The sequence below is a fragment of the Streptomyces sp. NPDC051684 genome, from assembly GCF_044453445.1.
GTDB lineage: Bacteria > Actinomycetota > Actinomycetes > Streptomycetales > Streptomycetaceae > Streptomyces.
Genome location: NZ_JBITCS010000017.1, coordinates 32,990 through 51,859, shown reverse-complemented (window position 1 = coordinate 51,859; position 18,870 = coordinate 32,990). Strand labels below are relative to the sequence as shown.

Here is an 18,870-nt window from a genome sequence, read left to right as displayed (position 1 = left end):
TGCGCACGGTGGGTGCCTGGGGTTGCATGGGGTGGCGGGGGTCAGCCACGAAGGAGCCCGAACATGAAGGCACTCCAGTACCGGTCCGTGGGAGACGCGCCCGAAGTGGTCACCGTCCCCGATCCCGAGCCAGGCCCCGGACAGGTCCTGCTGAAGGTCACCGCCGCCGGTGTGTGCCACTCCGACATCGCCGTGATGAGCTGGCCGGCCGAGAGCTTCCCCTACGAGCTGCCACTGACGCTCGGGCACGAGGGCGTCGGCACCGTCGCCGCGCTCGGCGCCGGAGTGACCGGCTTCGTGGAGGGCGACTCGGTCGCCGTGTACGGGCCGTGGGGCTGCGGCGCCTGCGCCAAGTGCGCGGAGGGCAAGGAAAACTACTGTCTGCGCGCCGAGGAGCTCGGCATCCGCCCGCCCGGACTCGGCGCTCCCGGTTCGATGGCCGAGTACATGATCGTCGACGACGCGCGGCACCTCGCGCCGATCGATGGACTCGACCCGGTCGCCGCCGTGCCGCTCACCGACGCGGGCCTCACGCCGTACCACGCCATCAAGCGCTCGCTGCCCAAGCTGGTGCCCGGCTCGACCGCTGTCGTCATCGGCACCGGGGGCCTCGGCCACGTCGCCATCCAGCTGCTGCGCGCGATGACCGCCTCCCGCGTCGTCGCCCTCGACGTCTCCGAGGACAAGCTCGCCCTCGCGCGGACCGTCGGCGCCCACCAGGCGGTGCTGTCGGACGCGGCGGCCGCGGGCAAGGTCAAGGAACTGACCGGAGGGCGCGGCGCCGAGGCCGTCTTCGACTTCGTCGGCGTTCAGCCCACCGTCGAGACCGCGGGCGCCGTCGCGGCCGTCGAGGGGGACGTCACGATCGTCGGCATCGGCGGCGGCACCCTGCCCGTCGGTTTCGGCGCCACGAACTTCGAGGTCAACGTCACCGCCCCGTACTGGGGCAGCCGCGCCGAACTCATCGAGGTCCTCGACCTGGCGCGGGCAGGCGACGTCTCCGTGCACACCGAGACCTTCTCGCTCGACGACGCACCCAAGGCGTACGCGCTGCTGCACGACGGCAAGATCAACGGGCGTGCGGTGATCCTGCCGAACGGCTGACACGGGGTGGGGGTGTACGGGCTGACGGGCGGTCAATAGGCTGAGGGCTACCGCCCGTTACACCCCCGCAGGGAGCCCCATGTCCACCGCGCAGGTCCCCGACATCCTCTCGCCGGAGTTCGCCGCGAACCCCTACCCCGCCTACCGTGCGATGCGCGAGAGCGCCCCGCTCGCCTGGCACGAGGCGACGCAGAGCTGGATCGTGTCGCGGTACGCCGACGTGGAGCGCGTCTTCAAGGACAAAGAGGCGACGTTCACCACCGACAACTACGACTGGCAGCTCGAACCCGTGCACGGCAGGACCATCCTGCAGATGAGCGGCCGGGAGCACGCGGTGCGCCGCGCGCTCGTCGCGCCCGCCTTCCGCGGCAGCGAACTGCAGGACAAGTTCCTGCCCGTCATCGAGCGCAACTCCCGTGAGCTCATAGACAAGTTCAGGGCCACGGGCGCCGCCGACCTCGTCGCCGACTACGCCACCCGGCTCCCGGTCAACGTCATCGCCGACATGCTCGGCCTCGACAAGGCCGACCACGCCCGGTTCCACGGCTGGTACACCGCCGTCATCAACTTCCTCGGCAACCTGGCGGGCGACCCGGACGTCGCCGCGGCGGGGGAGCGGACCCGCGTCGAGTTCGCCGACTACATGATCCCGGTCATCCAGGAGCGCCGCCAGAACCCCGGCGACGACCTGCTCTCCGCACTGTGCGCCGCAGAGGTCGACGGGGTGCGGATGAGCGACGAGGACATCAAGGCGTTCTGCAGCCTGCTCCTCGCGGCGGGCGGCGAGACCACCGACAAGGCGATCGCCAGCATCTTCGCCAACCTGCTCGCGCACCCCGAGCAGCTGGCCGCGGTGCGCGCCGACCGGTCCCTGATCCCGCGCGCCTTCGCGGAGACGCTGCGCGTCACCCCGCCCGTCCACATGATCATGCGGCAGTCCGCCGTCGACGTGCAGCTGACCGGCGGCACCGTCCCGGCCGGGGCCACCGTCACCTGCCTCATCGGCGCGGCCAACCGGGACGAGAGCCGGTACAAGGACCCGGACCGCTTCGACCTGTTCCGCGAGGACCTGACCACCACGACCGCGTTCTCGGCCGCCGCCGACCACCTGGCCTTCGCGCTGGGCCGGCACTTCTGCGTCGGCGCGCTGCTCGCGAAGGCGGAGGTGGAGACCGGGGTGAACCAGCTCCTCGACGCGATGCCCGACGTGCGGCTCGCCGACGGCTTCGACCCCGTCGAGCAGGGCGTCTTCACACGCGGTCCGCAGTCGCTGCCGGTGCGGTTCACGCCGGTCGGGGACTGACCCGGGCGCCCCGCACCGTGTATTATTGCGGTATGCATCGTTCTTCGTGCCTGAACTGGTGGCGCCTCACTTAGAGGCGGCCGCACACTCAAGCACGTAAAGGGCCGTCCCCCGGACGGCCCTTTTTCACGTCCTCCCACCGGAGGTCACGCCGTCCCGAGGACGCCCGTGACCCAGGGGAGAGACACCATGACAAGCGCCACCGACGCCCTCGACACCTCGGCCGCGCAAGAGCGCAGCGCGGAACTGGAGCAGCTGATCCGCAAGGATCCCGGACAGTTCCGCATCCTCACCGGCGACCGGCCCACCGGGCACCTGCACCTCGGGCACTACTTCGGCACCCTGCACAACCGCGTCCGGCTCCAGGACCTCGGCGTCGAGACCTTCGTCCTGATCGCCGACTACCAGGTCCTCACCGACCGCGACGTCGCCGAGAACCTCACCGAGCACGTCGAGGAGCTGGTCCTCGACCACCTCGCCATCGGCATCGACCCCGAGCGCTCCACGATCTTCACGCACAGCGCGCTGCCCGCCCTCAACCAGCTGCTGCTGCCGTTCCTCAGCCTCGTCTCCGTCGCCGAGCTCCAGCGCAACCCCACCGTCAAGGACGAGATCGCGCACTCCCGGCAGTCCGCGGTCAGTGGCCTGATGTTCACCTATCCCGTGCACCAGGCCGCCGACATCCTCTTCTGCAAGGCGAACCTGGTCCCCGTCGGCCAGGACCAGCTACCGCACCTGGAAGTCACCCGCACCGTCGCCCGCCGCTTCAACGACCGCTACGGCAAGGGCACTCCGGTCTTCCCGCAGCCCGAGGCCCTGCTGTCCACGGCGCCGCTGCTGCTCGGCACCGACGGCACCAAGATGAGCAAGTCGCGCGGCAACGCCATCGCCCTTTCGGCGACGCCCGACGAGACCGCCCGCCTGATCCGCGGAGCCAAGACGGACGCCGAACGCCACATCACCTACGACCCGCAGGCCCGCCCCGAGGTCTCCTCGCTCGTGCTGCTCGCCGCCCTGTGCGAGGGCGTCGACCCGGCCACGGTGGCGCAGGAGATCGGGGACGGGGGAGGGGCGGCGCTCAAGCGCCGCGTCACGGAGTCCGTGAACGAGTACCTCGCGCCGATCCGGGCCCGCCGCGAGCGCTACGCGCAGGACCGCGGCCTGGTCAGGGACGTGCTGCGGGCCGGGAACGAGCGGGCGGGCGCGATCGCCGACGCGACGCTCAGGGAGGTGCGGGCGGCCATGAATGCCGACTACTGACGGGGCCGGGAAAGTCGCCGGGACGATTCTGCCTATGGCATGCATGCCCGGCCCGATCGCGGGCAGCAGGAGGACAGACGCTCAAGCAGCCCACCCCCCCCCGGGCGCTCGAGCCTGTGGCCCTGTCGCCCCCTCTCCCCCTGGGAGGCGGCAGGGTCACCTTTTGTCACTGCCCCCGTCGCAGCCTTCCGGCGAACTAGCCCTGGTGGTGGTGCTGTTGCTGCTGCGGCGCCCCGGACTGCGGCCCTGCGGCCTGCGCGAGCATCCCGTCGACGTGCTCCTTGGGAACCTGGTGCGCGGTACCGCAGAACGTGCACTGCGCCTGGTACTTCGTCGAGATCGGGAACAGCGGGACAAAGAACAGCGTGAACTTCGTGACGAACTTCCGCAGCGTGTGCGCCGCGGGGTTGCCGCAGTTGCCGCAGACATAGGTGAGGATCGCGAGCTGGTACGCATAGCCCCGCGTGCCGAAGATGATCATTGGTTCCCTCCCGTGGTGTGGCCGCCGCGGACCGTTCGGCGCCCACCCGTCATCGTATGCGGCCGTGCCCCTGGGGCAGGCCCTGGCCTCACAAGCCGTAGCGGCGCGTGGAGTGCTCCTCCTGGGCGAGGCGGCGCAGGGCGAGCAGCAGGGGTTCGTAGAGGACCGCCGAGGCGACCGCCAGCTCGACCTTCTCGGAGTCGTCCTCGTAGGTGTCGAGTTGGTCCAGGTCCAGCTGGGCCACCTCCTCCATGAGGTGCGCGTACTGCGCGAGGACCTCGTATCCGCGCGAGAAACCGAGGCGGGTCAGCGTGACGATCGTGGTGACCAGGGTGCGGTAGGTGGGGGAGAGGGCGCCGATCTCGCGCGCGTTGTGCCAGCCCATGTCGGCGAGGAACCGGTCGAGCGCCTCGGTCACCTCCACCGTCAGCGGGTCGTCCGCGGGTGTCTCGGGCGGCTGCGGCATCGCCCACAGCGCGGCGCCGAGCCGAAAGGTCGTCCCCAGGGACTCGTCGTCGACGTGGCCGAGCACGTCGCGCACGGTGGCCACCGGGATCCGCCCGATCTGGATCATCGCCCTGATGAGGCCGAGCCGCCGCAGATGCGCCTCGCCGTAGGCGGCCTGGGTGGCGCTGATCCGCTCGCCCGGCGGCAGCAGACCCTCGCGCAGGTAGTACTTGATCGTGCCGACCGGCACCCCACTGCGCTCGCTCAGCTCCGCCAGTCGCATCCCTTGTGCCCCTCCTTGGAAAGTGCCACTATCCAAACACGAGTCAGGGGATCGGGGGACCCCTGACTCCCCGCCAATGCCCTATGGAACTGGGGGAGTTGTGTTCACGAAGCTGGAGATGGGACGGATGACGGCGGCCACCGACGGCGACGTCGTGCTCTTCGTCGTCGGCATGCGGATCAACCGGTTCCGGGCGGTCCACCGCTGGCTCCCGGTGATGTACGCGATGCCCATGATGCTGCGGGAACTCGGCAAGGATCGCACGGCCGGCCTGCTCCACCACGTCCTGGGCACCTCGGACCCGCGCAACTACTACGTGATCCAATACTGGGAGTCGAAGGAGAAGCTGCTCGCCTACGCGGCCGCCTCCGACCGGCGGCATCAGCCCTGGTGGGCCCGCATCAACCAGTACGCCCGCACGAGCAAGGGGCACGTCGGCATCTGGCACGAGACCTACGTCGTGCCCGCCGGGTCGTACGAGACGATCTACGGCGACATGCCCGCGCACGGTCTCGGCAGGGCCTACGGGGTACGGCCGCTGGGCGAAGGTGTGCAGGCACGGGACCGGCTCGCGGCCTGAATGTTCGCGCCCCGCAAGCGAAGCGTCACGCAGCGTGCGAATGGCGTACGAAAACGGCCATCCCGCCGGGCCGAATCGGCAATCCGGGCTCCGTGATGAAAGGATTGCGTCCATGGCAATCAAGACCTACTTCGACATCACGATCAACGACGAGCCCGCCGGGCGGATCACGTTCAACCTCTTCGAGGACGTCGTCCCGAAGACCGCGGAGAACTTCCGTGCCCTGTGCACGGGCGAGAAGGGCTTCGGCTACGCCGGCTCGTCCTTCCACCGCGTCATCCCGCAGTTCATGCTGCAGGGCGGGGACTTCACCGCCGGGAACGGCACCGGCGGCAAGAGCATCTACGGCGAGAAGTTCGCGGACGAGAACTTCCAGCTCAAGCACACCAAGCCGGGCCAGCTCTCGATGGCCAACGCCGGCCCGAACACCAACGGCTCGCAGTTCTTCATCACCACCATCGTCACCGACTGGCTGGACGGCAAGCACGTCGTCTTCGGCGAGGTCGAGGACGGCATGGAGCTCGTGAAGAAGATCGAGTCCCTCGGTTCGCGCAGCGGCGGCACCTCCGCCAAGATCACGATCGCCGAGTCCGGCCAGCTCTGATCCAGGCCGACATCCGGCGCGAGAAGCCGGGACCCCCGTCAATGGGGGTCCCGGCTTCTCGTATTTGTGCACGAGGCCAACTCCCGGGCGCACGGAGCGGGTTAGGGTCACGGTCGGTGGATCACCGATCCACCGCACCGTTTCCTCGACCCAGGGAGGCACCCGTGCGCCTGCGCGCCATACCCACGCTGCTGCTGTCCGCCACCCTCACGGCGGGCGCCCTCGCCGCCACCGCGGCACCGGCGACCGCCGCACCCGCCTCGTTCGAAGACCAGCTGCGGGCCCTGCCCGGAGTGCGCGTCACCGGCGTCACCGACAAGGAGGGCTTCCCGCTCTACTCCTTGTCGATCACGCAGCCGGTCGACCACGCCAGACCCGGCGCGGGCACGTTCCAGCAGCGCTTCACGCTCTGGCACAAGTCCACGGCCAAGCCCGTCGTCGTCTACACCGGCGGCTACGGCCTGTCCTCCTCGACCCGCGAGCCCACCACCCTGCTCGACGCCAACCAACTCAGCGTCGAACACCGCTTCTTCGAGGAGTCCGTGCCGTCCGGCGGCACCCCCTGGAACAAGATGACGGTGCAGCAGGAGGCCGCCGACGAGCACGGCATCGTGCAGGCGGTGCGCCCGCTGTACGAGAAGACCTCCAAGTGGCTCGCGACCGGCGGCTCCAAGGGCGGTATGACGGCCACGTACCACTACCGCTTCTACCCGAGGGACTACGACGGCGTCGTCGCCTACGTCGCCCCGAACGACGCCAACAACGCGGACGACAGCGGCTACGAGGACTTCTTCAAGCGGGTCGGCACCCAGGAGTGCCGGGACGCGCTCGCCGCCGTGCAGCGCGAGATGCTGGCGCGCCGCGACACCCTGCTGCCCAAGTTCGAGAAGACGGCGAAGGACGAGGGGTACACCTTCACCAACACCCTCGGAACGACCGACCGTGCCTACGAGTTCGCGGTCCTCGACCAGGTGTGGAACTTCTGGCAGTCCGGCTCCGTCGACAACTGCCCGACCGTGCCCGACGCCAAGAAGGTCTCCGACGACGAGCTCTACAAGTGGTCCCTCGACCACGGCCTGTCCATCTACGAGGACTCCACGCTCGGCGCCAACAGCTCGGGCCCGTACTATCGCCAGGCCGCCGCGCAACTCGGCTGGGCCGACCTGAAGTTCAAGAACCTCAAGGGCGTGCGGCACTACCCGGACATCTACCAGCCGAACTCCGTGCTGCCCGCCGACATGCGCACCACCTACGACGGCACCGTCATCAAGGGCGTCGACAAATGGGTGCGCACCACGTCGCAGCGGATGCTGTTCGTCTACGGGCAGAACGACCCGTGGAGCGCCGAGCAGTTCACGCCCAGCAAGAACGACTCCTACAAGTACGTCGTGCCGAAGTCCAACCACGGCGCACGGATCTCCGCGCTGCCCGCGAACGAGCGCGACGCCGCGACGGCGACCATCAAGCGGTGGGCGGGAGTGCGGTAGCCGTCACCCGAAGCGCTCGATACGGATGCGGTCCACCGGCTGACGGAGGCCGACCAGCAGCTGCGAGGCGTGCTCGGCGAAGGAGTTGGAACCGCACACGTACGCCTCCCACTGGGGCGCCCCTTCGGTGAAGTGCGGCGCCAGATGGTCGGCGGCCAGGCGCCGGCGCTCGCCCTCACGCGTGAGCACCGGCGTCGTCTCGGCCCCGTACTCGTCGGCGTAGATCAGGTCCGCAAGCGTGCGTGCCGAGACCAACAGCCTGAGCGGCAGGTCGAGTCGGTGCCGCCGGTGGTGTCGGATCATCGACATCAGCGGCACGACACCCGAACCGGCGCCGAGCAGCAGTGCAGGACGGTCGCCGGGCCACGCGAAGAAGCCGCTCAGTGGGCCGCGCACCTCGACCTCGTCGCCGACCCGCGCCGCGGTGTGCAGGAAGCCCGACACCTCGCCGTCCTCGACATGGTCAAGGGTCAGCTCGATGTGCCCCGAGTCGTCGGGCGCGGAGGCGAGCGAGTAGTGCCGCTGGGCGGTGTACCCGTCCTCGGCGGTCAGCCGCAGCATCAGGTGCTGGCCTGGCAGATGCCCCTGCCAGCCGGGCACCGCGAAGCGGAACGTCGACGCGTTCGCCGTCTCGCGGCGGATCTCGGCGACGACGGCACGCTGCCACAGGGCGGCGCCCTGCCCGGCGGCGATGCGGCCGGGCACGGCGAACCGGGTCGGCGGCGTGAAGGCGGTGGTCTGCGGCACGGTCTCAGTCACCTGCGTATCGCTGTTCTTCCCAGGGGTTGCCCCGCGCGTGGTACCCGTTCTGCTCCCAGAAACCGGGCTCGTCGTGATGGAGGAGCCGAAGGCCCGCGACCCACTTCACGCTCTTCCAGAAGTAGAGGTGCGGCACCAACAGGCGGGCAGGGCCGCCGTGTTCGGTCGGCAGCGGCTCGTCCTCGTAGGTGAACGCGAGCCACGCCCTGCCGCCCGTCACATCGGAGAGCGGGAGGTTCGCCGAGTACCCGGTGTGCGAGTAGGCCATGATGTGCGTCGCGGTGGGGGAGGGCCGGACCGCGTCGAGGAACGTGTCGAGCGAGACACCACCGAAGCGCACCCCGAACTTCGACCAGGTCGTCACGCAGTGGATGTCCCCGCTGTACGTCGCCGATGGCAGCGCCTGCGCCTCGTCCCACGTCCAGGTGCGGGGCTCGGCGACCAGGCCGTCGATCGTAAACGTCCAGTCCTCGCGGTCGAGTCGCGGTGTCACCTCGGCGGACAGCACCGGCCAGTCCTCGCCCGCGTCGTACTGGCCCGGCGGCAGGCCGGGGTTGTGGACGCGGGGGCGGCCGACGAAGCCGCGGGTGGTGCGGCCGGTCATGCGAGGGCCTCCAGATCCGCGAGGACCGCGCTCTCGTCGAGCGTGGTGAGCGTACGGTCGCGCATGAGGATCCTGCCGTCGACGACGGTGTCCCGCACGTCGGAGGCCTGCGCGGCGTACGCGAGCATCGCGTACGGGTCGTGGCGCGGGGTGAGGTGCGGGCGGTTCAGGTCGAGGACGGCCAGGTCGGCGCGCTTGCCGACCTCCAGGGAGCCGAGCTCGTCGCCGACGCCCAGGGCGCGGGCGCCCTCGATGGTCGCCATGCGCACGGCTTGCTCGGCGCCGACCGCTGTCGGGTCCCCGTCCGCCTTGTGCACGAGCGCCGCCTGGCGCACGGCGCCGAGGACGTCGAGCGTGTTCGAGCTGACGGCGCCGTCCGTGCCGAGGCCGACGGTGACACCCGCGCTCAGCAGCCGGGGCACCGGCGCGATGCCGCAGCCCAGCTTCAGGTTCGACACCGGGCAGTGGGCGACCGAGGCGCCGGCGCGGGCGATCGCCGCGATCTCGCCGCCGGTCAGGTCGACGGCGTGCGCGAGCACCACGTCGGGGCCCAGCAGGCCGAGGGAATCCAGGAGTTCGACGGGACGGCGGCCGTGCGCCACCTCCACGCTCGCCACCTCGGCGGCGTTCTCCGCCGCGTGCAGATGGATCAGCGCACCGAACTCACGAGCCAGTGCGAAGCACTCGGTGAGCTGCTCGGGGGAGAGGGTGTACGTGGAGTGCGCGAACAACACGGGACGGGTTCCCGCCGGGCGCGCGGCGAGGTCCCGGCGTGCCCACTCCATGCGCTCCTTGTACGGCCGCCCGTCCGGCGGCTCCGGGACGTCCATGAACAGCGGTCCGGTGTGCAGCCGCCAGCCCGCCGTGCGCGCGGCTTCCTCGGCGGCCTCGTGGAACCAGTACATGTCGAGCGCCGAGGTCACACCGGCGCGCACGCTCTCCGCGACGGCCACGCGGACGGCGGCGGCGACGGTCGTGGGGTCGAGGAGGCGCGCCTCGGCGGGGACGACGCGGCCCAGGAACTCCTGGAGCGTCACGTCGTCGGCGGTGCCGCGCAGCAGCGTCATCGCCAGGTGCGTGTGCGTGTTGATCAGACCGGGGACGACGAGTCCGCCGGAGGCGTCGATGGTCTCGGCCGCGGTGTGGCGGGCGCACAGCTCGTCGGCCGGGCCGACCGCCACGATCTCGCCGTCGCGCACGGCGACCGCGCCGTCGGCGAGCACCGTCGACGCGTCGTCGACGGTGAGGACGGTGCCGCCGTGCACCAGCAGATCGACGGACTCGGTCACAGTTGCTCCTCGGTCAGAATGCGCAGCGCCTCCAGGGCCACGACGCTGCCACGCCGCACGCCCTCCGCGACGACCTCGCGGTGCGGGTCGTAGCCGCCCTCGTCCACCAGGTCGTCCGCGTTCACGCCGTCGACGACGAGCACGGCACCCGCGACGAGGCCGCGCAGCGACGCCATGACGAACAGCGCGGACACCTCCATCTCGATGGCCGCGAGGCCCGCCCCGTCGTACTGGTTCAGCGGGATCAGACCTGGTTGGAACGCCGCGCGCGTCCACACGATTCCCCGGTGGTGCGGCGCTCCCGCCGCGCGAGCCGCGCGCGTGAGGGCGAACACGGCCTCCGGCGCGGACACCGCCGGGTACTCGGCGGGCACCAGCTGGCCCGTCACACCGTCGTCGCGTACCGCGGCCTCGGCCACGACCAGATCGCCGTCGCCGATCCCCGGCCGCATCGCGCCCGCCGTGCCGAAGCGCACGAACGTCTGCACGCCCGCGTCGGCCAGCTCCTGGAACAGCAGGATCGCGCCCGGCCCGCCGATGCCGTGCGAGGCGACGACCAGCGGCACGCCGTGCCAGGTGCCGCTGAACACGCGGTACTCGCGGCTGTACGACACCTCCACGGCGTCGTCGAGCAGCTCGGCGACGGCGGCCGCGCGGGCCGGGTCGCCCACGACGACGGCGCGCGGCGGCAGCCCCGTACGCGGTACCCGGCTCAGCGGGAGCAAGGAGTGGGGATCGGGTGCGGGGGCACTCACGAGGTGGCTCCAGTCATGGGGCGGCGCGGCATCGGATTCTGAGGGGTTCCCGGGATCGTATCCCCAGGTGGGAGCGGGTTCGAAGGCAGGACCGCGCTATGTGCGCGGTCCCACAGTGACGCCCAGGGGACGGGCGAGACCGGAGATCCCCTCGTCGAGGCGCTGTAGGTGACGCAGCACACGGAACGTGACGGTGTTCGCGGCCGGCACTCCCAGGCCGTCCGTCTCCAGCATCGCCGCGATGCTCGCACCGGACTCGACGATGCCCGTCAGATTTTCGTCGTTCACCTGCGCCACCAGCACGTCGATGTTGTGCGCGATACGCCGTGCCGCCCTGCCGAGCCGTGGATCGGCGGCCACATGCTTGCTGTACGGGACGAGTTCGGCGGTCGCCGCGAGGGAACGCGCGTGGTAGGCGGACGTCTCCAGGAGTGCCACGAGATAGCGCACGGTCTGGCGCCGCTCGCGCTGCGGGGCGATCGCGTGGGTCAGCGGTTTGGTGGACGCGCGCAGGTCGTCCAGGGCGGTGTCCAGGTCCCGCGCCCGGTCGAGCAGATCCGCGGCCGGGCCGCCACTGAGCTGCTCCACCGCGCCCGCCACGACATCGCCGAGCCGCTCGAGGACCGTGGCGAGCAGCTCGTCGGTGCGGCTGTCGGTGCGCACCGGCAGCACCAGCATCGCCGCGATGATGCCGCACGCCGCGCCGAGCGCGGTCTCCTCGATGCGCAGTACCAGCACGTCGAAGCTGTAGGTGTTCAGGAGCGTGTAGAGCAGGCCCAGCATGGCCGTCACGAAGAACGACATCAGCGCATACGACAACGGGGCGGTGAAGAACGCCGCGAACACGCACAGCAGGACCAGGACGAACGCCACCCACGTGTGATTGCCGACGGCTCCCGCGAGCAGCACCCCGGCGAGCACGCCGAGCACCGTGCCGAGGACGCGGCGGTAGCCCTTGATGACGATCTCGCCGGTGGAGGCGGTGTTGAGGAAGACGACCCAGCAGGTCAGGACGGCCCAGTACCAGCGCTGGCTGGAGAGGAACTCGCCGCCGACGATCGCGAGGCCGGAGCCGACGGCGACCTGGAAGGCCGCGCGCGTGGTGGGCCGGTGGAGACCCGAGCGGTCGTCCTCCTCCTCGTCGGCCTCCTTGTCCGTGGCGGCCAGGGCGACGGTGCCGGTGATCGACATGTCCTCCGCCTCCAGCTCCTCACGCGAGCGCGTCGTGGCGGGGGAGTCGTCCGACTCGTCCTGCGGTCCGTCGAGCGCGATCCGCAGGCCCATCACCGCACGGGCGGCCTCACCGATGCCACGGAACACGTCCTGCACGGCGAGCGTGGCGCCCGGAGGCATCCGCTCCTCGTCGCGGTAGCCGAGCAGCCGGTTGCGGATCTGGGAGACGGCCGTGCCCCGGTTGGCCTCGGCGGGGCGCGTCACCATCAGGTGCAGGGCGCCCAGATCGCGGCGCAGGGTGGCCGTCGACTCGTCCTCGTGACGCAGTAGCTTGCCCGCGGCGGGCGCGGGCGCGTGCGGGAGGTGCAGGGTGAGCGTGTCGGCGCGCTCGGCGCTGCGCGCGTTCAGCAGCAGCATGCCGAGGCGCTCGGCGGAGACCTCCGCGTCGGCGATACGGCGCTGGATCAGCGAGGCGGTGGCCGCGTCCCGGGCACCGTCCTCGAGCCGGCCCTGGATCATCAGCGCCGTCTCGTGCAGCCGTGAGGTGTGGTGCCGCAGGTCGTCCAGGACGTCGTCCAGGTCCTGCGGCGCGGCGTCGAGCAGCCGCGTCTGCGCCGTCACCAGCTGTGCGAGCCGGGCCCGGAACGCACCGCGCAGCCGGTCGAGCACGCGCTGCGGCGTCTCCGGCACCAGCGCGAAACGGGCCACCGCGCTGCAGCCGAACGCGACCGCCAACGTGCCCGCGAGGATCGGGAGTTGATCGGTGGTCGCGTTCACGAACAGTGACACGAAGTAGACCTGGAAACCCATGAGGCCGAGGGCGGTGCCCCGGTCGCCGAACCGGCGGAAGTAGACCGCGCCGAAGATCAGCGCGATGAAGAAGAGGTCACCGGTGATGACCTTGCTGTGCAGCAGCGCTCCGAGGGTCACGGCGGCGAGCGCGACGGGGAACCCCCACGCGAGCGTGATCGCCTGCCCGCGCAGGTTCTTCTCCCGGATCGCGAACGTGCTCACCATCGCGGACATCGCGCCCGCGACCATGTGTGTCACGTCCGTGCCGAGCAGCGCGAGCACGGCGAGCGTCAGGCCGATGGCCGCGACGATCCGCAGCCCGGCCGTCAGGCGCAGCAGCCCCGGATCGGATGCCATGAAGCGGTCCCAGGTGTCCCTCGGCCGTCGCGCCACCAGTGCTCACTCCAAGATCAGTCCGTCGGCGTCGTCCCCGAGCATACGAGGAGGTGGGCGCGCTCTTGACACGAGTATCGACAGGTGGACGGAGACCGGGCCCGGCACAGGGTGACTTCTGGGGGATTTCCCCCAACGAGAAGTGGAGGCCAGCCGGATGGTGTGCCGAGCACCGGACCGCGAATCTTGAGCCATGGACGATCACGGCAGGATTTCGAGGGGAAGTCCGGCGCGGCGAGGCGTACTCGCGGCCGGAGCGGCGCTGTTGACCCTGGGCGCCGGGCCGGCGGTGGCGCCGGCGGCGGCCGCCGCCCCGCGTCGGGTGCCGTTGCGGTTACCGGCGCCGACCGGCCCGTACCCCGTGGGCAGGGTGGCGCTGCGCCTGGTGGACCGCTCACGCCGCGACCCGTGGACGGCGGCTCCCGTGCGGGAGTTGATGGTGGACGTGCGCTACCCGGCGCGCACGGTGGCCGGGCACGGAAGGGCGCCGCAGATGACCGCGCGGGAGGCTGCGGCCTTCGACCGGCTCAACAACTTCGCGGGCCTGTCGGCGGGCCGCGTCGACTGGGCGGCCACGCGTACGTTCGCGCACACCGGGGCGCCGCTCGACCGACGCGCGGCGCACCCCGTGGTGCTGTACTCGCCGGGGGTCGTGGACCCCCGCTCCCTGGGCACGACGCTCACGGACGACCTGGCGTCCCGCGGCCACGTCGTGATCGCCATCGACCATCCTTACGACGTGTCGGCCGTGGAGTTCCCCGGAGGGCGTGTGGCACTGTCCCGGCTGCCGCAGGAGTTCGAGAAGGCGCAGCAGGCGGGTCCCGAGGCGGTCACCGCGCTGCTGAAGAAGACGGCGGCCGTACGCGTCGCCGACGCCCGCTTCGTCCTCGATGTGGTGCGGCGGGCCTTCGACACACACCGGCTGCGCAGGGCGCCGATCGGCATGTTCGGGCAGTCCGCGGGCGGCTTCGCCGCGCTGCAGACCCTGCACGACGACGAGCGGCTCGCCGCGGCCGCGAACCTCGACGGCGTCCTCGCCTACGTCCAGGACGACCACGACGAGGGCGGCCTGTCCACCGTCGCGGCACAAGGGGTGGACCGGCCGGTGCTCCTCATGGGCAGTGAAGGCAACGACCGGACGAACGTCCCCTCGTGGCGGGAACTGTGGCGGCACAGCGGCGGATGGCGGCGCGACCTGACCCTGCGCGGCTCCCGGCACGCCACGTACACGGACGCGACGACCCTGCTGCCGCAGGTCGCGGCCCACCTCGACGTACCGGGAAGGACGCTGGAGGAATGGGTGGGCACGGTGCCCACCCATCGGGCGGTCGCGGCACAACGGGCGTATCTCGCGGCCTTCTTCGACCGCTGGCTGCGGGGCGGGGACGGCGCGCTCCTGGACGCGCCGTCGCCGCGGTACTCGGAGGTCGCCTTCATGTGAAGCGGTCCCCGGGGCCCTGAGGTCAGTGCATGCCGAGCGCGCCCATCGTGGCGTCGGCCATCGCCGACTCACCCAGCGCGTTCGGGTGCACGGGGACGAAGTTGGTGCCGAAGAGCGCCGGTTCGACCCAGCGTGTGCCGATCGGCTTGCAGGCGTCGTGGCCCTCGGAGGACTGGGAGAAGTCCACATAGGTCGCGCCGGTCTCGTTCGCCGCACGCTGCACCGCGCGGTTGAGGTGGGACTGGATGTCGCGCACGTACGGCACGTCGCCGGACGCGATCGGCATCTTCACGAAGCAGCCCTTCTGTGCGGCCGGCGGCATGATCCACGGATAGCCGAGGACGGCGACCTTCGCGTTCGGCGCCTTGTTCTTGACCGCCTGGAGCGCGGACTTCACCGCCGGGTACGTCTTGGCATCGATGTCGCCGCTGAACTTGTCGCCGTACAGGGACTTGCACGGGTGGCCCTGGCCGGCGGTGCCCAGTCCGGCGGTGGCGCAGGACAGGATCGTGTTGATGAAGGTGCTGTTGTCGTTGCCGCCGATGGTGAGGGTCACCAGGTCGGTGTCCTGGCCGAGCGCGTCGAGCTGCGGCGGCACGCCCGGGTACTGGGACCCGGCGAAGTCCTTCGTCTGCGCGGCGCCGCACGTGACGTCCTTGAGGGCGGCGCCGGTGCGCTTCGCGATGACGTGCGGGTAGTTGGCCGTGGAGCGGGCGCACAGCGGGCTGGCCTTGGGGTCGAGCGGGAGCACGCCGGAGGCGGCGCTGTAACTGTCACCCAGGGCGACGTAGGAGAGGGGCTCGGGGGTCGCGTGTGCGGGCGCGGCGAGAGTGACGAGGGTGGCGCCGGTGGTGGCCGCGAGGGCGGTGAGTCTGCCGCTGAACGCGCGTTTCGCCATCTGATGCTCCTTCGAAGCCTTGGGGACCTGCGGAACGGGGCTGGAGGAATGGCCAAGTTCCGTTTGAGGCAAGGGGGTTCAGCGCGCTGGTAGTTGAAGCTACCGACGGGTTTGAATTTGAGTCAATAGGCGTGCACAGGGTCGTGACCAGGGGAGAGTCGTGCAACACCGGATTGTCAGTGGTGCTCGGTAGCCTCACAGACGGATGGCAGACCCGCCGACAGGCCGCCCCGGCGTGTTCACCGATTGAGGTGCTGGGGGCGGCCCGGACGGCGACAATCGAACACACCGATTCGAGACCGGCACCGCCGCGGATTCCCGCAGGCGCCCGCGGACACCCGATGGAGACATGATGAGCAAGGTCGCGAGGACGGGGACTCCGTCGTCAACGTCGCACCCCGCCGACAGCCACGACCTGATCCGCGTGCACGGCGCGCGGGAGAACAACCTCAAGGACGTCAGCATCGAACTGCCCAAGCGGCGCCTGACGGTGTTCACCGGGGTCTCCGGGTCGGGCAAGAGCTCGCTGGTGTTCGACACGATCGCCGCCGAGTCGCAGCGGATGATCAACGAGACGTACAGCACGTTCGTCCAGGGCTTCATGCCGACGCTCGCGCGGCCCGAGGTCGACGTGCTGGACGGGCTGACCACGGCGATCACCGTCGACCAGCAGCGGATGGGCTCCGACCCGCGCTCCACGGTCGGCACGGCCACGGACGCCAGCGCGATGCTGCGCATCCTCTACAGTCGGCTCGCCAAGCCACAGATCGGCGGGCCCGGCGCCTACTCCTTCAACGTCGCCTCGGTCTCGGCGCAGGGCGGACTCACGGTCGACCGGGGCGCCGACAAGTCCAGGACCGAGAAGGTGTCCTTCAGCCGCACCGGCGGCATGTGCACCCACTGCGAGGGCCGGGGCTCGGTCTCGGACATGGACCTCGCCCAGCTCTTCGACGACTCCAAGTCGCTCAACGAGGACCCGTTCAACATCCCCACCTACACCGGGGACGGCTGGGTGGTGCGGGTGATCAGGGACTCGGGCTTCTTCGACCCCGACAAGCCGATCCGCAAGTACACCAAGAAGGAGCGGCACGACTTCCTCTACCGGGAGCCCGTCAAGGTCAAGATCAACGGTGTCAACCTGACCTACGAGGGGTTGATCCCGAAGATCCAGAAGACCTTCCTGGCCAAGGACCGGGAGTCGATGCAGCCGCACATCCGGGCCTTCGTGGACCGCGCGGTCACCTTCCAGACCTGTCCCGACTGCGGCGGCTCCCGGCTCAGCGAGCTGGCCCGCTCCTCGAAGATCAAGCGCAAGAGCATCGCCGACCTGTGCGCGATGGAGATCAGGGACCTCGCGGAGTGGGTGCGCGCCCTGAAGGAGCCCTCGGTCGCCCCGCTGCTCGCCAAGCTGCGGCACACCCTGGAGTCGTTCGAGGAGATCGGCCTCGGCTATCTCTCGCTCGACCGCGCGGCGGGCACGCTCTCTGGCGGTGAGGCGCAGCGCGTCAAGATGATCCGCCACCTCGGCTCCTCGCTCACCGACGTGACGTACGTCTTCGACGAGCCCACGATCGGCCTGCATCCGCACGACATCGAGCGGATGAACAAGCTGCTCCTGCGACTGCGCGACCAGGGCAACACCGTGCTGGTCGTGGAGCACAAGCCGGAGGCCATCGCCATCGCCGACCACGTCGTGGACCTCGGCCCCGGCGCGGGCACGGGCGGCGGCACCGTCTGCTTCGAGGGCAGCGTCGAGGAACTGCGCGCCAGCGACACCATCACCGGACGCCACCTCGACGACCGGGCCGCGGTCAAGGACACCGTGCGCGAGCCCACCGGTAAGCTCGCGATCCGTGGGGCGGACGCGCACAACCTGAGGGACGTCGACGTCGACATTCCGCTCGGTGTGCTCACGGTCGTGACCGGTGTCGCGGGCTCGGGCAAGAGCTCGCTCGTGCACGCCTCCATCCCCGCCGACGACGGCGTGGTGGCGGTCGACCAGACCGCGATCCGCGGCTCACGGCGCAGCAACCCGGCCACGTACACCGGGCTCCTGGAGCCGATCCGCAAGGCGTTCGCGAAGGCCAACGGCGTGAAGCCCGCGCTGTTCAGCGCCAACTCGGAGGGCGCCTGCCCGACCTGTAACGGCGCGGGCGTCGTCTATACCGACCTCGGGATCATGGCGAGCGCGGCCGCGACCTGCGAGGAGTGCGACGGCAAGAGGTTCGAGGCCTCGGTGCTCGACTACCACTTCGGGGGCAAGGACATCAGCGAGGTGCTCGCGATGCCGGTGACCGAGGCGGTGGAGTTCTTCGGCGCGGGGGAGACGCGCACCCCGGCGGCGCACAAGATCCTGGAGCGTCTGGAGGACGTCGGGCTCGGCTATCTGACCCTGGGCCAGCCGCTGACCACGCTCTCCGGCGGCGAGCGGCAGCGGCTCAAGCTCGCCGTGCACATGGCCGACAAGGGGGGCGTCTTCGTCCTGGACGAGCCGACCACGGGTCTGCACCTGGCGGACGTCGAGCAACTGCTCGGGCTGCTCGACCGGCTCGTGGACTCCGGAAAGTCGGTCATCGTCATCGAGCACCACCAGGCCGTGATGGCGCACGCCGACTGGATCATCGACCTGGGCCCCGGAGCGGGGCACGAAGGCGGCAAGGTCGTCTTCGAGGGAACCCCCGCCGACCTCGTCGCCGACCGCTCCACCCTCACCGGCGAGCACCTGGCACAGTACGTGGGAGCCTGACCGGTTGCCGTCGGCCCGTGGGGGAGGGCCGCGGCGGACGGAGCCGAGCGGGAGGGCCGGCCGCTGTCGCGGTCAGCCCTCCTGCGGGGGCGTCTGGTGCTGCGGGGCCTGCGGGAAGTGCGGAGCCTGCTGACCCTGCTGGTCCTGCGGCGCGTGCTGGTCCTGGGGCGAGTGCTGACCCTGCGGGGCCTGCGGTATCTGCGGCGTCTGGTGACCCTGCGGCGCCTGCGCCTGCATGGGGTCGGCGGCCTGGGGCGCCTGCTGGTCCTGGAAGGACTGCGGGGCCTGGGGAGCCTGCGGGGCCTGAGGGGCTTCCCCGTGCCCGAAGTCGAGCACGCCTTCCGCGGTGCGCTCGGCCTTGTGCGCGGCCTCACGCGCGTCGGCGAGCACATCACCGTGCTCGTCGACGAGTCGGTCGTAGATGGGCGCCGGGGCAGTGGACGGTGCGGGCACGGAAAGAGCTCCTGGTCG

The 18,870-nt window shown here is 70.7% G+C and carries 17 protein-coding genes; 8 read left to right on the top strand and 9 right to left on the bottom strand.

Features of this window, described 5'->3' with window-relative positions:
- The first annotated feature begins 63 nt into the window (after window positions 1-63).
- The 3 genes from ACIA8D_RS21330 to trpS all read left to right on the top strand — a co-directional run bounded on the left by ACIA8D_RS21330 (window position 64) and on the right by trpS (window position 3,667).
- A complete protein-coding gene (locus tag ACIA8D_RS21330) occupies window positions 64-1,104 on the top strand; it encodes an NAD(P)-dependent alcohol dehydrogenase (protein WP_399234348.1) in 1,041 nt (346 codons plus the stop codon).
- A 79-nt stretch (window positions 1,105-1,183) separates the two neighbouring features.
- Entirely contained in the window at window positions 1,184-2,407 is a 1,224-nt protein-coding gene (locus tag ACIA8D_RS21325; RefSeq protein WP_399234346.1) for a cytochrome P450, read from the top strand.
- Between the two features lie 189 nt (window positions 2,408-2,596).
- Window positions 2,597-3,667 (top strand): tryptophan--tRNA ligase, encoded by a 1,071-nt coding sequence (gene trpS / locus ACIA8D_RS21320; protein WP_399234344.1) that lies wholly within the window; start codon window positions 2,597-2,599, stop codon window positions 3,665-3,667.
- Window positions 3,668-3,863: 196 nt separating this feature from the next.
- Here the strand turns inward: trpS and ACIA8D_RS21315 are convergent, their stop codons facing one another.
- Window positions 3,864-4,148 (bottom strand): zinc-ribbon domain-containing protein, encoded by a 285-nt coding sequence (locus ACIA8D_RS21315; RefSeq protein WP_399234343.1) that lies wholly within the window; start codon window positions 4,146-4,148, stop codon window positions 3,864-3,866.
- Window positions 4,149-4,236: 88 nt separating this feature from the next.
- Window positions 4,237-4,878, bottom strand: coding sequence for a MerR family transcriptional regulator (locus ACIA8D_RS21310; RefSeq protein WP_399234342.1), 642 nt, complete (start codon window positions 4,876-4,878; stop codon window positions 4,237-4,239).
- A gap of 118 nt (window positions 4,879-4,996) precedes the next feature.
- Between ACIA8D_RS21310 and ACIA8D_RS21305 the strand changes: the two genes are divergently transcribed.
- The 3 genes from ACIA8D_RS21305 (at window position 4,997) to ACIA8D_RS21295 (ending at window position 7,549) form a co-directional block, all read left to right on the top strand.
- Window positions 4,997-5,458: a DUF4188 domain-containing protein gene (locus ACIA8D_RS21305; RefSeq protein ID WP_399234600.1), complete on the top strand. Its 462-nt coding sequence runs from the start codon at window positions 4,997-4,999 to the stop codon at window positions 5,456-5,458.
- Between the two features lie 112 nt (window positions 5,459-5,570).
- A complete protein-coding gene (locus tag ACIA8D_RS21300) occupies window positions 5,571-6,062 on the top strand; it encodes a peptidylprolyl isomerase (protein WP_399234341.1) in 492 nt (163 codons plus the stop codon).
- A gap of 164 nt (window positions 6,063-6,226) precedes the next feature.
- Entirely contained in the window at window positions 6,227-7,549 is a 1,323-nt protein-coding gene (locus ACIA8D_RS21295; RefSeq protein ID WP_399234340.1) for a S28 family serine protease, read from the top strand.
- A 3-nt stretch (window positions 7,550-7,552) separates the two neighbouring features.
- Here ACIA8D_RS21295 and ACIA8D_RS21290 read toward each other — a convergent pair whose 3' ends face one another.
- The 5 genes from ACIA8D_RS21290 to ACIA8D_RS21270 all read right to left on the bottom strand — a co-directional run bounded on the left by ACIA8D_RS21290 (window position 7,553) and on the right by ACIA8D_RS21270 (window position 13,278).
- On the bottom strand, window positions 7,553-8,308 hold the full coding sequence (locus ACIA8D_RS21290) for a ferredoxin reductase (protein ID WP_399234339.1): 756 nt from the start codon (window positions 8,306-8,308) through the stop codon (window positions 7,553-7,555).
- On the bottom strand, window positions 8,301-8,912 hold the full coding sequence (locus tag ACIA8D_RS21285) for a sulfite oxidase-like oxidoreductase (RefSeq protein WP_399234337.1): 612 nt from the start codon (window positions 8,910-8,912) through the stop codon (window positions 8,301-8,303). Before ACIA8D_RS21285 ends, ACIA8D_RS21290 begins: the two co-directional genes overlap by 8 nt.
- Window positions 8,909-10,201: an amidohydrolase gene (locus ACIA8D_RS21280; RefSeq protein ID WP_399234335.1), complete on the bottom strand. Its 1,293-nt coding sequence runs from the start codon at window positions 10,199-10,201 to the stop codon at window positions 8,909-8,911. Before ACIA8D_RS21280 ends, ACIA8D_RS21285 begins: the two co-directional genes overlap by 4 nt.
- Window positions 10,198-10,956 carry a nucleoside phosphorylase gene (locus ACIA8D_RS21275; protein WP_399234333.1) on the bottom strand — a complete coding sequence of 253 codons (759 nt, stop codon included), beginning with the start codon at window positions 10,954-10,956 and terminating at the stop codon, window positions 10,198-10,200. Before ACIA8D_RS21275 ends, ACIA8D_RS21280 begins: the two co-directional genes overlap by 4 nt.
- A gap of 96 nt (window positions 10,957-11,052) precedes the next feature.
- Window positions 11,053-13,278 carry an FUSC family protein gene (locus ACIA8D_RS21270; RefSeq protein ID WP_399234331.1) on the bottom strand — a complete coding sequence of 742 codons (2,226 nt, stop codon included), beginning with the start codon at window positions 13,276-13,278 and terminating at the stop codon, window positions 11,053-11,055.
- Window positions 13,279-13,699: 421 nt separating this feature from the next.
- On the opposite strand from ACIA8D_RS21270, the gene ACIA8D_RS21265 reads away from it, so the two are divergent.
- Entirely contained in the window at window positions 13,700-14,755 is a 1,056-nt protein-coding gene (locus tag ACIA8D_RS21265) for a hydrolase (RefSeq protein ID WP_399234329.1), read from the top strand.
- A gap of 22 nt (window positions 14,756-14,777) precedes the next feature.
- On the opposite strand, the gene ACIA8D_RS21260 is transcribed toward ACIA8D_RS21265, so the two are convergent.
- Complete coding sequence (locus tag ACIA8D_RS21260) at window positions 14,778-15,653, bottom strand: SGNH/GDSL hydrolase family protein (protein WP_399234327.1); 876 nt, start codon at window positions 15,651-15,653, stop codon at window positions 14,778-14,780.
- Window positions 15,654-16,005: 352 nt separating this feature from the next.
- Between ACIA8D_RS21260 and ACIA8D_RS21255 the strand changes: the two genes are divergently transcribed.
- A complete protein-coding gene (locus ACIA8D_RS21255) occupies window positions 16,006-18,399 on the top strand; it encodes an ATP-binding cassette domain-containing protein (protein WP_399234326.1) in 2,394 nt (797 codons plus the stop codon).
- 72 nt (window positions 18,400-18,471) lie between these two features.
- Here ACIA8D_RS21255 and ACIA8D_RS21250 read toward each other — a convergent pair whose 3' ends face one another.
- Window positions 18,472-18,852, bottom strand: a complete 381-nt coding sequence (locus ACIA8D_RS21250) for a hypothetical protein (protein ID WP_399234324.1) — start codon at window positions 18,850-18,852, stop codon at window positions 18,472-18,474.
- Window positions 18,853-18,870 lie beyond the last annotated feature (18 nt).

What these genes read in the sequence shown, in the direction of transcription:
- ACIA8D_RS21305 (WP_399234600.1), top strand. Translation starts at nt 4,997, where the DNA reads ATGGGACGGATGACGGCGGCCACCGACGGCGACGTCGTGCTCTTCGTC.
- ACIA8D_RS21300 (WP_399234341.1), top strand. Translation starts at nt 5,571, where the DNA reads ATGGCAATCAAGACCTACTTCGACATCACGATCAACGACGAGCCCGCC.
- ACIA8D_RS21255 (WP_399234326.1), top strand. Translation starts at nt 16,006, where the DNA reads ATGAGCAAGGTCGCGAGGACGGGGACTCCGTCGTCAACGTCGCACCCC.
- ACIA8D_RS21310 (WP_399234342.1), bottom strand. Translation starts at nt 4,878, where the DNA reads ATGCGACTGGCGGAGCTGAGCGAGCGCAGTGGGGTGCCGGTCGGCACG.
- ACIA8D_RS21285 (WP_399234337.1), bottom strand. Translation starts at nt 8,912, where the DNA reads ATGACCGGCCGCACCACCCGCGGCTTCGTCGGCCGCCCCCGCGTCCAC.
- ACIA8D_RS21330 (WP_399234348.1), top strand. Translation starts at nt 64, where the DNA reads ATGAAGGCACTCCAGTACCGGTCCGTGGGAGACGCGCCCGAAGTGGTC.
- trpS (WP_399234344.1), top strand. Translation starts at nt 2,597, where the DNA reads ATGACAAGCGCCACCGACGCCCTCGACACCTCGGCCGCGCAAGAGCGC.
- ACIA8D_RS21315 (WP_399234343.1), bottom strand. Translation starts at nt 4,148, where the DNA reads ATGATCATCTTCGGCACGCGGGGCTATGCGTACCAGCTCGCGATCCTC.
- ACIA8D_RS21260 (WP_399234327.1), bottom strand. Translation starts at nt 15,653, where the DNA reads ATGGCGAAACGCGCGTTCAGCGGCAGACTCACCGCCCTCGCGGCCACC.
- ACIA8D_RS21270 (WP_399234331.1), bottom strand. Translation starts at nt 13,278, where the DNA reads ATGGCATCCGATCCGGGGCTGCTGCGCCTGACGGCCGGGCTGCGGATC.
- ACIA8D_RS21325 (WP_399234346.1), top strand. Translation starts at nt 1,184, where the DNA reads ATGTCCACCGCGCAGGTCCCCGACATCCTCTCGCCGGAGTTCGCCGCG.